Origin of the sequence: Corynebacterium sp. CCUG 71335 (assembly GCF_024454075.1) — a bacterium.
Lineage (GTDB): Bacteria > Actinomycetota > Actinomycetes > Mycobacteriales > Mycobacteriaceae > Corynebacterium > Corynebacterium genitalium.
Genome location: NZ_JAGPYY010000007.1, coordinates 1 through 13,787, shown reverse-complemented (window position 1 = coordinate 13,787; position 13,787 = coordinate 1). Strand labels below are relative to the sequence as shown.

General features: G+C 61.0%; 13 protein-coding genes, 1 other RNA gene and 1 riboswitch. Of the genes, 12 read left to right on the top strand and 2 right to left on the bottom strand.

The window, feature by feature from the left end; translation table 11 throughout:
- Positions 1-10: 10 nt before the first annotated feature.
- On the bottom strand, positions 11-1,798 hold the full coding sequence (gene thiC / locus KBX19_RS06465) for a phosphomethylpyrimidine synthase ThiC (RefSeq protein WP_255997963.1): 1,788 nt from the start codon (positions 1,796-1,798) through the stop codon (positions 11-13).
- A riboswitch (TPP riboswitch) is annotated at positions 1,796-1,909 on the bottom strand. Its footprint overlaps the gene before it by 3 nt.
- A gap of 37 nt (positions 1,910-1,946) precedes the next feature.
- Here thiC and prfB point away from each other — a divergent pair.
- Together prfB and KBX19_RS06455 are read left to right on the top strand one after the other, a co-directional pair.
- On the top strand, positions 1,947-3,041 hold the full coding sequence (prfB, locus tag KBX19_RS06460; RefSeq protein ID WP_255995999.1) for a peptide chain release factor 2: 1,095 nt from the start codon (positions 1,947-1,949) through the stop codon (positions 3,039-3,041).
- 52 nt (positions 3,042-3,093) lie between these two features.
- Entirely contained in the window at positions 3,094-3,486 is a 393-nt protein-coding gene (locus KBX19_RS06455; RefSeq protein ID WP_005291515.1) for a DUF805 domain-containing protein, read from the top strand.
- Here the strand turns inward: KBX19_RS06455 and KBX19_RS06450 are convergent.
- A complete protein-coding gene (locus tag KBX19_RS06450; protein WP_005291513.1) occupies positions 3,457-5,073 on the bottom strand; it encodes a class I adenylate-forming enzyme family protein in 1,617 nt (538 codons plus the stop codon). The two genes, KBX19_RS06455 and KBX19_RS06450, sit on opposite strands and share 30 nt — an antisense overlap.
- Before the next feature lie 184 nt (positions 5,074-5,257).
- On the opposite strand from KBX19_RS06450, the gene ftsE reads away from it, so the two are divergent.
- From ftsE to KBX19_RS06400, 10 genes are all read left to right on the top strand, one after another.
- Positions 5,258-5,947 carry a cell division ATP-binding protein FtsE gene (gene ftsE / locus KBX19_RS06445; RefSeq protein ID WP_255997961.1) on the top strand — a complete coding sequence of 230 codons (690 nt, stop codon included), beginning with the start codon at positions 5,258-5,260 and terminating at the stop codon, positions 5,945-5,947.
- The gene (ftsX, locus tag KBX19_RS06440; protein WP_005291509.1) at positions 5,947-6,849 is read left to right on the top strand and encodes a permease-like cell division protein FtsX; all 903 of its coding nucleotides are present in this window, start codon (positions 5,947-5,949) and stop codon (positions 6,847-6,849) included. The genes ftsE and ftsX overlap by 1 nt, the downstream gene beginning before the upstream one ends.
- Positions 6,850-6,852: 3 nt before the next feature.
- Positions 6,853-7,341 carry an SsrA-binding protein SmpB gene (smpB, locus tag KBX19_RS06435; protein ID WP_005291508.1) on the top strand — a complete coding sequence of 163 codons (489 nt, stop codon included), beginning with the start codon at positions 6,853-6,855 and terminating at the stop codon, positions 7,339-7,341.
- A 26-nt stretch (positions 7,342-7,367) separates the two neighbouring features.
- Positions 7,368-8,021 carry an SDR family oxidoreductase gene (locus KBX19_RS06430; RefSeq protein WP_005291506.1) on the top strand — a complete coding sequence of 218 codons (654 nt, stop codon included), beginning with the start codon at positions 7,368-7,370 and terminating at the stop codon, positions 8,019-8,021.
- Positions 8,022-8,085: 64 nt separating this feature from the next.
- Positions 8,086-8,467, top strand: a transfer-messenger RNA (tmRNA) gene (gene ssrA / locus KBX19_RS06425).
- A 72-nt stretch (positions 8,468-8,539) separates the two neighbouring features.
- A complete protein-coding gene (locus KBX19_RS06420; RefSeq protein ID WP_255997960.1) occupies positions 8,540-9,430 on the top strand; it encodes an ABC transporter substrate-binding protein in 891 nt (296 codons plus the stop codon).
- A 93-nt stretch (positions 9,431-9,523) separates the two neighbouring features.
- Positions 9,524-10,555: a siderophore ABC transporter substrate-binding protein gene (locus KBX19_RS06415; protein WP_255997959.1), complete on the top strand. Its 1,032-nt coding sequence runs from the start codon at positions 9,524-9,526 to the stop codon at positions 10,553-10,555.
- A complete protein-coding gene (locus KBX19_RS06410) occupies positions 10,555-11,529 on the top strand; it encodes an iron chelate uptake ABC transporter family permease subunit (protein WP_255997958.1) in 975 nt (324 codons plus the stop codon). The genes KBX19_RS06415 and KBX19_RS06410 overlap by 1 nt, the downstream gene beginning before the upstream one ends.
- Positions 11,526-12,560 carry an iron chelate uptake ABC transporter family permease subunit gene (locus tag KBX19_RS06405; RefSeq protein ID WP_255997957.1) on the top strand — a complete coding sequence of 345 codons (1,035 nt, stop codon included), beginning with the start codon at positions 11,526-11,528 and terminating at the stop codon, positions 12,558-12,560. Before KBX19_RS06410 ends, KBX19_RS06405 begins: the two co-directional genes overlap by 4 nt.
- Complete coding sequence (locus KBX19_RS06400) at positions 12,557-13,312, top strand: ABC transporter ATP-binding protein (protein ID WP_005291496.1); 756 nt, start codon at positions 12,557-12,559, stop codon at positions 13,310-13,312. The genes KBX19_RS06405 and KBX19_RS06400 overlap by 4 nt, the downstream gene beginning before the upstream one ends.
- Positions 13,313-13,787: the final 475 nt, after the last annotated feature.

Genomic DNA, 13,787 nt, shown 5'->3' with positions numbered 1-13,787 from the left:
TATCCCCGAATTACTCCTTCACGTAGACGTTCGAGCCGAGCTCGCGGAACTCCTTGGCCATCTCGCGCTCGCCGCGGCGGAAATCCTCCCCGCCCGCGAAGGTGGGGATGCCCAGGTCGGCGATGAGCTTCTTGTTCTCGTCATCCAGCGCCTCGTCGATGGCATCACCGAACTCGTCGCGGATGTCCTGGCTGATGCGCATGGAGCAGAACTTCGGGCCGCACATGGAGCAGAAGTGCGCCGTCTTCGCAGGTTCAGCCGGCAGCGTCTCATCGTGGTAGGCCTGCGCGGTCTCCGGGTCAAGCGAGAGAGCGAACTGGTCGTTCCAGCGGAACTCGAAGCGCGCCTTGCTCATTGCGTCGTCCCAGTCACGGGCGCCCGGGTGGCCTTTGGCCACGTCGGCTGCGTGCGCGGCGACCTTGTACGTGATCACACCGGTCTTGACATCATCCTTGTTGGGCAGGCCCAGGTGCTCCTTCGGGGTGACGTAGCACAGCATCGCGGTGCCGCCCATGGCGATATTGGCGGCGCCGATTGCAGAGGTGATGTGATCGTAGCCCGGGGCGATGTCGGTCACCAGCGGGCCGAGGGTGTAAAACGGCGCGCCGCCGCACCACTCCTCTTCCTTCTCGTTGTTGACCTGGATCATGTTCAGCGGGACGTGGCCCGGCCCCTCGATCATGACCTGGACATCGTGGTCCCAGGCGCGCTTGCACAGTTCGCCGATGGTTTTCAGCTCAGCGAACTGTGCAGCATCGTTGGCGTCGGCGACGGAGCCGGGACGCAAACCGTCCCCAAGCGAGAAGGCGATGTCGTACTGGGCGAAGATCTCGCACAGCTCGTCGAAGTTCTCGTACAGGAAGGATTCCTTGTGGTGCGCGAGGCACCAGCCGGCCATGATCGAGCCGCCGCGGGAGACAATGCCGGTCACGCGCTTCGAGGTCAGCGGAACGTACGGCAGGCGCACGCCGGCGTGGACAGTCATGTAATCAACGCCCTGCTCAGCCTGCTCGATGACGGTGTCGCGGAAGATCTCCCACGTCAAGTCCTCAGCGACGCCACCCATTTTCTCCAGCGCCTGGTAGATCGGCACCGTGCCGATGGGAACCGGGGAATTGCGCAGGATCCACTCGCGAGTGGTGTGAATGTCGTTTCCGGTGGACAAGTCCATGACCGTGTCCGCGCCCCAGCGGGTGGCCCAGCGCAACTTGTCTACTTCCTCACGGATGGAGGAGGTCACGGCGGAGTTGCCGATATTCGCGTTGATCTTGGTCAAGAACGCATTGCCGATAATCATCGGCTCGCTCTCCGGGTGGTTGATGTTGTTCGGGATGATTGCGCGGCCAGCGGCGACTTCCTCGCGGACTTTCTCCGGAGAGCAGTGTTCGCGCAGTGCCACAAAGCGCATTTCGGAGGTGATCTCGCCGCGGCGGGCGTAGGCCATCTGGGTCACGCGCTTTCCGCTTTTCGCGCGCAGGGGCTCGCGCTTAGCCCCGCGCCACTCTTCGCTAGCGGCACCGCGTTTCATCGCGCGGACACCGTCGTCCTCGAGGTTGCGCTCGCGGCCGGCGTAGCTCTCCACGTCATCACGGGCTTCAATCCACTCGGTGCGCAGATCCGGCAGGCCCTCTTCCGGCTCAGCCCACGGGCCGCGTGTGCGGTAGATCTTGAACGGCGCGTTCGGGCCGGTCGGTGAGTCATCGAGCTGGATTTCCGTCTCCGGGACTTCCAGACCATCTTCCACGATCGGCGCGTACGAGTGCTTCAGGTGAATTTCCTGGGCGTAGATGTCGGCCATTGCCTCTCCTTTACTTCCTTCGCTGGTGCTAACCAGACAGGTTCGAACGGTGCTCGCACGGCCTATCAGTGCGATCTCAGCCCGCTGCCGCGGGCGCCCGTGTGGGGGTGTAGTTCGAGTCTATCGTCTCCTACTACACTGCGCTTACATGAATCCCGACACCAGCAACCGCATCCAGTCGCTCGACTCCACCTTGACCACCATTGAGAAGGTCATGGACCTCGAGGAGATGGACGCCCGGGCGCGCGAGCTGGAGCAGCAGGCCGCCGACCCGAGCCTGTGGGACGACCCCGAGCACGCTCAGAGCGTGACCACTGAACTCTCCAGCGTCCAAGCGCGCGTGCGCAGGGTGCGCAGCCTACGCCAGCGTATCGACGACTTGCCCGTCATGTACGAGCTCGCCGCGGAAGAGGGCGATTACACGCTTGCCGAGGATGAACTCGCTGACCTGACCACGGCCGTCGAAACCCTCGAAGTGACCACAATGTTGTCGGGCGAGTACGACCAGCGCGAAGCGGTGGTGAACATCCGCTCCGGAGCAGGCGGCGTCGACGCGGCGGATTGGGCAGAGATGCTCATGCGCATGTACATCCGTTGGGCGGAGAAGAACGGGCACAAGGTCGATGTCTACGACATTTCCTACGCCGAGGAGGCCGGCATCAAGTCGGCGACGTTCGTCGTGCACGGCGAGTACATGTACGGCCAGTTATCCGTCGAGCAGGGTGCGCACCGGTTGGTGCGCATCTCGCCGTTCGACAACCAGGGGCGCCGTCAAACCTCCTTCGCCGAAGTCGAAGTTCTGCCGGTGGTTGAGAAGACTGACCACATCGACATCCCGGACTCGGAAATCCGCATCGACGTCTATCGCTCGTCCGGTCCTGGTGGCCAATCGGTCAACACCACCGACTCGGCGGTGCGCATCACCCACGAGCCCACCGGCATTGTGGTGACCTGCCAAAACGAAAAGTCGCAGATTCAGAACAAGGCCTCCGCCATGAACGTCCTGCAGTCCAAGCTGCTTGAGCGCAAACGGCAGGAAGAAAAAGCTGAGCTCGACGCCCTCGGTGCTGGCGGCAACGCCAGCTGGGGCAACCAGATGCGCTCCTACGTCCTCCACCCGTACCAAATGGTCAAAGACCTACGCACCAACTACGAAGTAGGCGACCCGCAGAAGGTGCTCGATGGCGACATCGACGGGTTCCTCGAAAGCGGCATTCGTTGGCGCAGCACCGAATCTGCATGATCTGACTATGGCTTAGGTAGGCAATGACTCGTTCGGCGTAAGGAGCCTTTTTATGGGTGAAGCGCGCTCTAGTACGAATCTGGACAAGCCCCTGCGGGATGCGTCTCTGTCGCAAGCGGTGTACAGATTTTTTGCGAAGTTCTTTGTTTTCAAGGGACGAGCCTCGCGGAGCGAGTATTGGTGGGTCTTTCTTGCTATCACTGTGGGCTCAATCCCGGTCAGTATGCTCGAGATTCACTTCGGAATTCCGGTTGGCAAGGTGGTCGGGGTCATTCTTCTGATCCCGTTTCTGGCACTGATCTCGAGGAGGCTGCAAGACGCGGGTTTTTCAGGGCTTCTGACGATTCTCGTCTTTGTGCCTGTACTTGGATCGATAGCCATCATGATCATGACTCTCATGCCATCGGAGATGACCTCAAGCATGGACAGCGAAGGTTCTGAATGAACCGGTCGCCCTGTCGTGGTGTGCGGTGCTTTCCACCGTGCTTGAGCAGCTATTCTCCGTTGTCTTTGCTTCCTGCTGGAGGAACTCTCGCATCGCCATATCGCGCATTGTGGGCTTGTCCACCTTGCCGACGGGATTGCGCGGCAGATCTTCCACGGTAGTGATGTGTACCGGCCACTTGACCTTGGCCAACAGGGGACGGACGTGATCCAATAGTGCGGTTGTGTCGACAGTGGCGGGGTCGGAATTGCTCACGTAGGCGACGGGGACTTCCCCAAGCACTTCGTGCGGCAACCCGACCACAGCGGATTCGACAACGTCAGGGTGGGTGTTCAGCGCGTTCTCAATCTCGGAGGGGTAGAGGTTCTCTCCGCCGCGGATGATCATGTCTTTGATCCGGTCAACGAGGAACAGGAAACCGTTGTCGTCCAAGTAGCCGACGTCGCCAGTGTGGAGCCAGCCGTCGACGACGGTCTTCGCGGTTTCCTCTGGCCGGTTGAGGTAGCCGACCATGACGTTGTCGCCTTTGATCACCACCTCTCCGGCTTCCCCAGTGGGCAGAAAGCCGCCCTCGCCGTCGCTGATGCGCACTTCTTGTCCCGGTAGGGCTCGGCCCACGGTGCCGGCGGGCGGGTCGTCGTCAAGGCGGACAGCGGTCGAGCCGACGGTTCCCTCGGTCAGGCCGTACGCGCCGCGGATCTTCACACCGTACTTCTGCTGGAAGGATTCGATGAGCTGCACGGAGGCCGGTGCGGCGCCGCAGACAGCGAACTCGAGACTGGAGAAGTCGACACCGGAGTCCGGCGGCAGCTGCAGCAGGTAAGCGAAGATTGCCGGCACGGCGGAGAAGTATGTCGGCCGGTACTGTGCCACGGCGGAAATGAACTCCATTGGGTTGAAGCGGTCGAGGATGGTCACCTTGCCACCGCGGCTGTACGGCGCGAGGAAGCTGACCAGAATCGCGTTGGAGTGAAACAGCGGCAACGGCATCAGCGCGTGGATCTCACCGTCCATGTCCAGGGCGCCGGAGATGCTTTCCACCATGGCGTTGAGGTTGCTGTGGCTGAGCATAACGCCTTTCGGGCGGCCAGTAGATCCGGAGGTGTAGACCAGTAGCGCGATGTCATCGGCTGAAGGTGGCTCGGGCAAGGAGCTGGGGGAGCTGGGCACTTCATGTTCGCGGTGCTGGCCGGATACTGCGAGCTCGAAGAGGGGTGCCACGCGAGCGCCGGGGAAGTAGTCCTCTGGTTGACGGGCGGCGAAGTCGTTCGTGGTCACCACGACCTTCGCACCGGAATCCTCGATCTGGTAGGCGGATTCAGGTGCCGCGAAGGTCGGGTTCATGGGTGTGCACGCGGCCCGCAGCCGCCATGCCGCCGCCATGGTGGTCAGCAGTTCAAGGCGGTTGGGCAAGAACGTGGCTACGACGTCGCCGGGGCCGACGCCCATCGCGGCTAGCTGGTGGGCGAGGATGTCTACTTCTTCGGCGAACTCTTGGCCGGTCAGAGAGCGGAAGGAATCCCGGAGGCGTGATCCTTCGATTCCCTGATGAAATTCGTGCCACGGCTGAAAGCGGTAATCGGTCATGATCCCTCCGATATGTGATGTGAGTTACACGGGTAAGGGTCACTATAGAGGTTCGGAGCCAGATGGTGAGTGAGGGGAAAGAATCTGCTGGTCCGCGGTAAGGGGTACCGTGCACGTCTGAGTACCTGCGGTTATGGGGCGCGTGATTTCTAACCGGGAGCTATCTGTCACTAGAGTGACACGCGTGATCACTTTCTCTAACGTGACAAAGGTGTACCCGACGTCCACGCGGCCGGCGCTCGACAACATCTCCGTCGACATCGAAAACGGGGAGTTCGTCTTCCTCATCGGCCCGTCCGGCTCGGGCAAATCGTCCTTCCTGGAATTGCTCATCCGCGAAGAGAACGTCACCTCCGGCGACATTTACTTCGACAAATTCCACGTCAACGCCCTCAAGGGGAGCGAGGTGAACAAGCTGCGTCAGTCCATCGGATATGTCTTCCAGGACTTCCGGTTGCTGCCGAAGCTCAACGTCTACGACAACGTTGCATTCGCCCTCGAGGTGATCGGTAAGTCGAAGACGAAGATCAACAAGCTTGTTCCGGAGGCCCTCGAGATTGTTGGGCTCGATGCCAAAGCGAACCGGATGCCGAATGAGCTTTCCGGCGGTGAGCAGCAGCGTGTGGCGATCGCGCGCGCGTTTGTCGACCGCCCTCGGCTTTTGCTTGCCGACGAGCCTACCGGCAACCTCGACCCCTCCACCGCCGACGACATCATGGCGTTGCTCGCCCGGATCAACCGGATGGGAACGACAGTGGTGATGTCCACGCACAACGCCCGTGCGGTCAACGACATGCGCAAACGCGTCATTGAGCTCCACCTGGGCAAGCTCATCCGCGACGATAAGCACGGTGTCTACGGGAGGGAAAGCTAATGAACTGGAACTTCATCTTCCGTGAGGGCTTCCGCGGTTTGGGCCGCAACCTCACCATGACGGTCGCGCTGATCATCACCACGGCTCTGTCCTTGGCGCTCGTGGGCGCCGGCATCCTCATGTCACAGGTAACCAGCGAGACGAAGGACCTGTATCTCGACCGCGTCGAAGTCATGGTTGAACTCAGTGATGAGGTTTCGGAGACGGACAAGGATTGTTCGTCGCAAAGCTGCACGCAGGTGCGCGATATCTTGCAGGCCGATGAACGCGTCGAGTCAGTGACTTTCCGCAACCGTGATCAGTCCTACGAGCGCTTCGTTGAGCTGTTCAAGGAGTCTGACCCGGTCCTGGTGGAGGAGACATCCCGCGATTCGATGCCAGCGGCACTGCACGTGCGGCTGGAGGATCCGACGGATACGTCGCCGATTGATGCTGTCCGCGACCTGCCCCAGGTTGCCTACGTGGCTGACCAAGCCAGTGATGTGCGTGGTCTCGCTGACTCGATGGATTCGTTCCGCAACGCCACCTTCATCATCGCGGCGGCTCAGGCGCTTGCTGCGATCTTCCTGATTTCCAACATGGTGCAGCTGGCGGCGTATTCGCGCCGCGAGGAAATCAGCATCATGCGCATGGTGGGTGCCAGCCGCTGGTTCACGCAGGCCCCGTTCATTCTCGAGGCAGCTCTCTCGGTGCTCATCGGCGGGATCATCGCTACGGTTGGCGTGTGGCTGATCAAGACACAGATTGTCGACCAGATGCTCGACCCCGTCTACCAGAATCTGCTCATTGCCCGTCTGCCGGATTCCGCGGTGTGGACCGTTATGCCGCTGGTCAGCCTCGCCGCGCTGGTCGTGTCCGGCCTTGTCGCGCAGGTCGCGCTGCGCTCCTACGTCCGGAAGTAGCCTATGGCCAAGAAGAAGAAAACCGACGGCTCCAACGTCATTGCTTCCAACCGCAAGGCGCGCCACGATTACACGATCCTGGATACCTACGAGACAGGCATCGTGCTGCAGGGCACGGAGATCAAGTCGCTTCGCGACGGCAAAGCGTCCCTCGTCGAAGCCTTTGCCACCATCGACAACGGCGAGGTGTGGCTGCGCAATCTGCACATCCCCGAGTATTCGATGGGGTCGTGGACGAACCACTCGCCGCGCCGCACCCGCAAACTGCTGCTGCACCGTCGCGAGATTGACACCCTCGAGGGCAAACTGCGCGACGGCAACCGGACGCTTGTGCCCCTGAAGCTCTACCTCAAAGAGGGCCGGGTCAAAGTCGAGCTCGGTCTGGCCCAGGGTAAGCAGGATTACGACAAGCGTCGCGCCATTAAGCAGCGCACTGAAGATCGCGAGATCACGCGCGATCTGGGGCGGAAACTCAAGGGGATCAAGGCTTAACGCTGATCCTGCCTAGACTGGGTGGCATGAAAACAGCGTTGATTACAGGAGCGTCCCGTGGCATTGGTCGCGCGATCGCGGAAGAGCTGGGTAAGGATCACCACATCATCGCGGGGGCATCGCGCGACGCGTCCGACATTGTCAGTGCGCTGCCCAGCGCCGAGCCGTTTGAGGTTGACCTACGCGACACCGAGGCGCTGCTTGCGGCTGCGTCGCGGATCGAGAACGTCGATGTGGTGGTCCTTGCCGCTGGTGTCCTGCACAAGGATCCCTTCGAGCAGATCTCCGATGAGCAATGGCGTGAAACGATGGATATCAACGTGCTCGCGCCCGTTACGCTCACGCGCGCATTGCTGCCTGCTTTGCGACGATCGGGTGGCCTGCTTGTGACCATCAACTCCGGCGCCGGTTTCCACGGGGTGGAAGAGAACACCGCTTACTGCGCCTCGAAGTTCGCGCTGCGCGGTTTCACCGATTCACTGCGGCTGGAGGAGAAGGGGCGCATCCGTGTGACCTCGATCCACCCGGGCCGGACCGACACCGACATGCTGGCGGACCCGAAGCACGGCGACCGGCCGAAGATGGACGCGGGCAACGTGGCCAACGCCGTGCGCTTGGCGGTCGACGCGGGGCCGGGCGCGACTGTCGAGCACTTGCGTGTGGCCCCGTCAGGGATGTAAAGTAACTGCTCCTGCGGTGTTACTGTACGTTCCCGCCGCAGGAGGGAAGTGAAGTTCACTCCAAGGGGATGACTTGGTTTCGACTTCGCCGACTAAGCCAGGGGAAGCGTGCCGGTGCAGGCTGGAGACCACCGATTGAAGCGTCGCAGCATGTTATAAGCGCAGAGAAGAACTCTCAGCGTGACTACGCCCTCGCTGCCTAAGTAGCGACCGCGTGTCTGTCAGGCCGGGCTCGCTCCCGTCCCGGACCCTGGCATCGACTAGGGAGCTTGCCCTTCCACCGTGTCAGTGCGGTGATTGAAGGGGACACCTCTCACTGACTGGGCCCATCATCCGGACATGTTCGCCTGATCCGGAGGGTCGAGCAGAGATCTGTGCGGACTGCGCACGGAGAAGCCCTGGTGCGGTGGCGAAGGACGCGGGTTCAATTCCCGCCATCTCCACAACAAGCGGCCCCGGTTCTGATCAAGGACCGGGGCCGCTTGCGTTTTACCCCGTCGCGTAGACTTGGGCGCGCTATGACCACCGCGAAGACGATGTCGAAGAAGCTGGGCTGCCTCGCAGCGTGCGCCACGTTGACCGTGGTTCTGGGGGCGTGCGTGCCGGCCGGGGAGGAAGCCACCGCCGGTGCCCCTGAGTCCACTGAAAGTCACGCGGGTGGCGAGTGGGCGGGGGACACAGTGGACGTCGTCGACAACGAGGGCGCGAAAACTGTGCCGTTCAAACCGGAGCGGGTGGTGGTATTCGACCCACGCATGGCGGCGCTGTTGAAAGATCTCGGTATCGACGCAATTGTCGCGACCAGCCCCGAAGAGGCTGCAGATGCCGAACCGGATATGGTTCTGGTCGGCGCAGAAGCGTCCCACAGCGCCTCCGAGCTCCAAGATGTCGCGGGAGCGCCGGTGGTGGATCTCACTCCGCGCCCCGATCCGCCGCTGGATTGGGAAATGGTGCGTCAAGTGCAGGTTCTGGGCGTCATCTTCGACAAAGAAGAAGAAGCGGAGCAGATGGACAGCGACTTCTCCGACGCTCTCGAGCGGGCCCGCAACGCGGTCGGGGAAGACTGGTCGGCGGCGGCTGTGGAAGCTAATGGTGATGCTGCCGAGCTCCTTCCTGTAGACGGTGGGAAACTGTGGGGTCCCGTGATGGACATGGTGGGCCTCGCTCCGGTGGAGCTGAACGAAGAGCCAGACGTCATTCTCGTCGAGGAGCGTGAACCGGATATGCGCTCGTCCGATTATGTACCGGCGTTGAAGCTGCTTCTGGATGATGAAGAGCTTGCGGAAACTCCGGCGGTTGAGAACGTGAACATCTACGTCGGCCCGTTTGACGTCCCAGAGGTGGCAGGGGCAAGCACGTACACCCTCATCCTCAACGAGTTGGCCGACCACTGGTCAATCAACGGTTAGGAAATGTGATGTCGGGGGAGGGGTATTGACCCTCAGGGATCATGTGCTAGGTTAGGCAAAGCTTACCAACTTTCTATGTACGGAGGATCTCCTATGAAACGTGTTTCCCGGCTCGCTGCCATCGTGGCTGCTGCCTCACTGACCCTCGCCGGCTGCGCTGGCAACGCGGATGACTCTGCCGGCGATTCGGCTGAAACCACCCAGGCAGACTCCGGTTCCTCCGACAACGGTGCTGAGGGAGACGGAGCCTCTGACACGGTCACCATCGAAGATAACGAGGGATCCAAGGAGGTTCCGGTCAACCCGTCTTCCGTCGTCGCCCTGGACAACCGCAGTTTCGAGATCCTCGACGAATGGGGTGTGCAACCTGTCGCTGCCGCCCGCGCGCTCGTGCCGGAGACTATTCCGGGCATCGCCGACAATGAAGACATCATCGACATCGGCAACCACCGCGAGCCGAACCTCGAGGCGATTGTCGCAGCTGAGCCGCAGGTGATCGTTTCGGGTCAGCGTTTCTCCGAATACAACGAGGAGATTGAGAAGCTGGTTCCGGATGCAGTCCTCATCGACCTCGAGCCGCGCGAGGGCGAGCCGTTGGACGAGGAGCTCCTGCGCCAGGTCGACGCCCTGGGCAAGATCTTCGACCGCGAAGAAGAAGCCAAGAAGATGGCCGATGACTTCACCTCCGCGCTCGACCGCGCGAAGGAGGCTTACAACGATGAGTGGAAGGTCATGGCCGTCAACGTCTCCGGCGGTGAGATCGGCTATGTCGCTCCGAAGGTCGGTCGTACCTGGGGGCCGCTGTTCGACCTGCTTGGCCTGACCCCCGCCCTGGAGATCGAGGGCGGTAGTGATGACCACCAGGGCGACGACATCTCCGTGGAGGCAATCGCCGAGGCGAACCCGGACTGGATGCTCGTGCTCGACCGTGACGCCGGCGTGCGCACCGAGGATTCCGCACCCGCCCAGCAGGTGCTGGATGAGAGCCAGGCTCTGGGCAACGTCACCGCCGTGAAGGAAGGCAACATCTACATTGCTCCTGCGGACACGTACACTAACGAGTCGATTGTGACCTACACCGAGATTCTCAACGACCTTGCCGATCAGTGGGAGGCTGGCGCTTAGTGTCGCATCGCTTATCCGCGAAAACCCGCCCGCCGCTCGCCGAATGGAAGCTGCTGGCGGGTATCGCCGTTGTTGCCGGGTTGCTCGCCGTCTCGTTGGTGGTGGGACAGTACGACATCCTCGGCAACGACGACGGCACCGACATGTTCTGGACTACCCGCGTCCCACGCACCATCGCACTCGTGCTGTCAGGGATGGCGATGGCCATGAGCGGCATGGTGATGCAGCTGCTTACCCAGAACAGGTTCGTCGAACCCACTACGACTGGTACAACAGAGTGGGCCGGGCTCGGCCTGTTGGTGGCGCTTTACTTCATCCCGAACCCTTCGCTGACTGTGCGCATGGTCGTCGCAGTGGTGTTCGCCTTCGTGGGCACCATGGTGTTCTTTGGATTCCTGCGCCGGGTGGCGCTGAAATCCTCGCTGATTGTGCCGATCATCGGGATCATGCTCGGGGCGGTGGTCAGTTCTATCTCCACGTTTTTCGCCATGCAGACCGACATGCTCCAGTCGCTGGGCATTTGGTTCGCCGGCTCCTACACGTCGGTGATCCGCGGGCAGTATGAAGTGCTGTGGGTCGTTGCCATTGTCGTTGTCCTCGTGTTCGTCTTCGCTGACCGGCTCACTGTGGCTGGCCTGGGTAAAGACATCGCCACGAATGTCGGCTTGAACTACGAGCGGGTTGTGCTGCTCGGCGTCGGTCTGGTCGCCATCGCCTCAGGCGTGGTCACAGTCGTAGTAGGCATGCTGCCGTTTATCGGTTTGATCGTGCCCAATCTGGTGTCCATGTTCCGGGGCGATGATTTGCGCTCCAACCTTCCCTGGGTGTGCCTGCTCGGCATCGCCGTGGTGACGGTGTGCGACATCATCGGCCGGACCATCATCGCGCCGTTCGAGATGCCCGTCTCGGTCATCCTCGGCGTCGTCGGTGCAGTCGTGTTCGTGGTGTTGATCATCAGGCAGGAGCGGTCATGACGGCAGTAACAACGGAAATTGCTGCAGCTCGAGGCAGGCATGTGGGGGCGTTTCAGTCGTCGACAAGCAAACGGCGTTACTGGATCGTCATCGCGTGCCTGCTGGTGCTGGCCGCGGGCCTGACGTGGGGGCTGCTTGCATATGAGAACCCGATGGACTTTGGTACCCGGGGGTACTGGCTCATTGCGGAGCGCCGCGCGAACTCCGTCCTGGTCATGGTGCTGGTGGCGATATGCCAGGCGATGGCAACTGTGGCATTCCACACGGTGACCGGCAACCGCATTATCACGCCGTCGATCATGGGCTTCGAGGCCCTCTACGTGGCCATTCACACCACCACCGTCTACTTCTTCGGTGCGGTGGGTTTGACCAACGCGCGCACGGTGGAGATGTTTCTGCTGCAGCTCGTAGTCATGGTCGGGTTTTCGCTGCTGCTGTACTCGTGGCTGCTGACCGGCAAGAACAACATGCACGCAATGCTGCTCGTCGGTGTAGTCATGGGCGGCGGACTCGCGAGCTTGTCGACGTTCATGCAGCGCATGCTCACCCCGAGCGAATTCGACGTGCTCACAGCGCGGCTGTTCGGATCCGTCAACAACGCCGACCCCGACTACTTCCCGGTGGCCATCCCGCTGGCGCTCGGCGGCGCACTGCTGCTGCTTCTGCACTCGCGGATTCTCAACGTCCTGGCGCTCGGGCGCGACCCGGCGATCAACCTCGGCGTGAACCACCGCGGCCACGCGATCTATGTTCTGGTCCTTGTCAGCCTGCTCATGGCCGTGTCGACCGCGCTGGTGGGGCCGATGACGTTCCTCGGATTCCTCGTGGCCACTTTGGCGTACCAGTTCGCGGACACCTACGATCACCGGTACATCTTCCCGATGGCTGCGCTCATCGGATTCGTCGTCATGACCGGGGCGTACTTCGTGATGAACCACATTTTCTACGCCCAGGGCATCGTGTCCATCATCATTGAACTCGTCGGCGGCGTCGTGTTCCTCGCTGTGATTCTGAGAAAGGGGTCGCTGTGATCAAGCTGTCCTCGGTCGAGAAAACGTACGGCCAAGAAACAGAGATCGGGCCGATCGACCTAGAAATTCCCGCTGGCGGCATGACCGCCCTCATCGGACCGAACGGCGCGGGCAAGTCCACGTTGCTCACCATCATTGGCCGGCTTCTGGAGCAGGACTCCGGCACCGTCACTGTGGCAGGCCACGACATCTCCGCCGTGAAGAGCAAGGAACTCGCCAAGGAATTGTCGATCCTGCGCCAGGAGAACAACTTTGTCACCAAGCTCACTGTGCGCCAACTCGTCGGATTCGGCCGTTTCCCCTACAGCAAGGGGCGCCTGACCGCCGAAGACGAGGAGATCATCTCGCGCTACATCGACTTCCTTGGTCTGCGCGGGCTCGAGGGGCGGTACCTGGACCAGTTGTCCGGCGGCCAGCGTCAGCGTGCATACGTCGCCATGGTTCTCGCGCAAGAGACGGACTATGTGCTTCTCGACGAACCCCTCAACAACCTTGACATCTCCCACTCCGTGGACATGATGCGCCACCTGCATGATGCCGCAGAGAACCTGGGCAGGACCATCATCGTCGTTCTGCACGACATCAACTTCGCGGCCCGCTACGCCGATTACATCTGCGCGGTCAAAGACGGCCAGATTGTTGAATTCGGCCCTCCCAAGGATGTCGTTCGCTCCGACCTGTTGTCCTCGATTTTCGGCACATCCATCGACGTGATCAACACCTCGCGCGGGCCGGTAGCCGCCTACTTTTAGAAGCTGGAAGCATGTGGCGCGCGTTTCAACGGTTGAGCGCCCAGTTTGATACTCGGGTTCGGGGCCCGTTTAAGCAGGTAGACTACCGGTTCTAAATAATATTTGCGTTCTTCGGAGCTTTGGAGTTATTGTGTTGTTCCGTCGCTGCGAGACGTTACCAACTGGTAAACGGAACGTAATGACGAAAACAAATCGAACTTAACAACGGAATTGACACAGAGTGTTGATCTCCAGTAAAGTCGATCAAGCCGCTTCAGACGGAGCAAAAAACAAAAGTTCCCGAAGAGCGTGCGTGTGTTGTGTGAGAACTCGATAGTGTGCCAATGTTTTTTGGTTGGTTGTGTGCGACCTTGATGCCTGCACGTGTTTGTGTGTGGTGTGTGCTGGTCGGTGGTGCTTGAACCTATTGATGGGGTGTCACTGTGCTGGTTGGTCGTGTGTGACTGATTGGAAATATATTTTTTGTTGCTTCTTC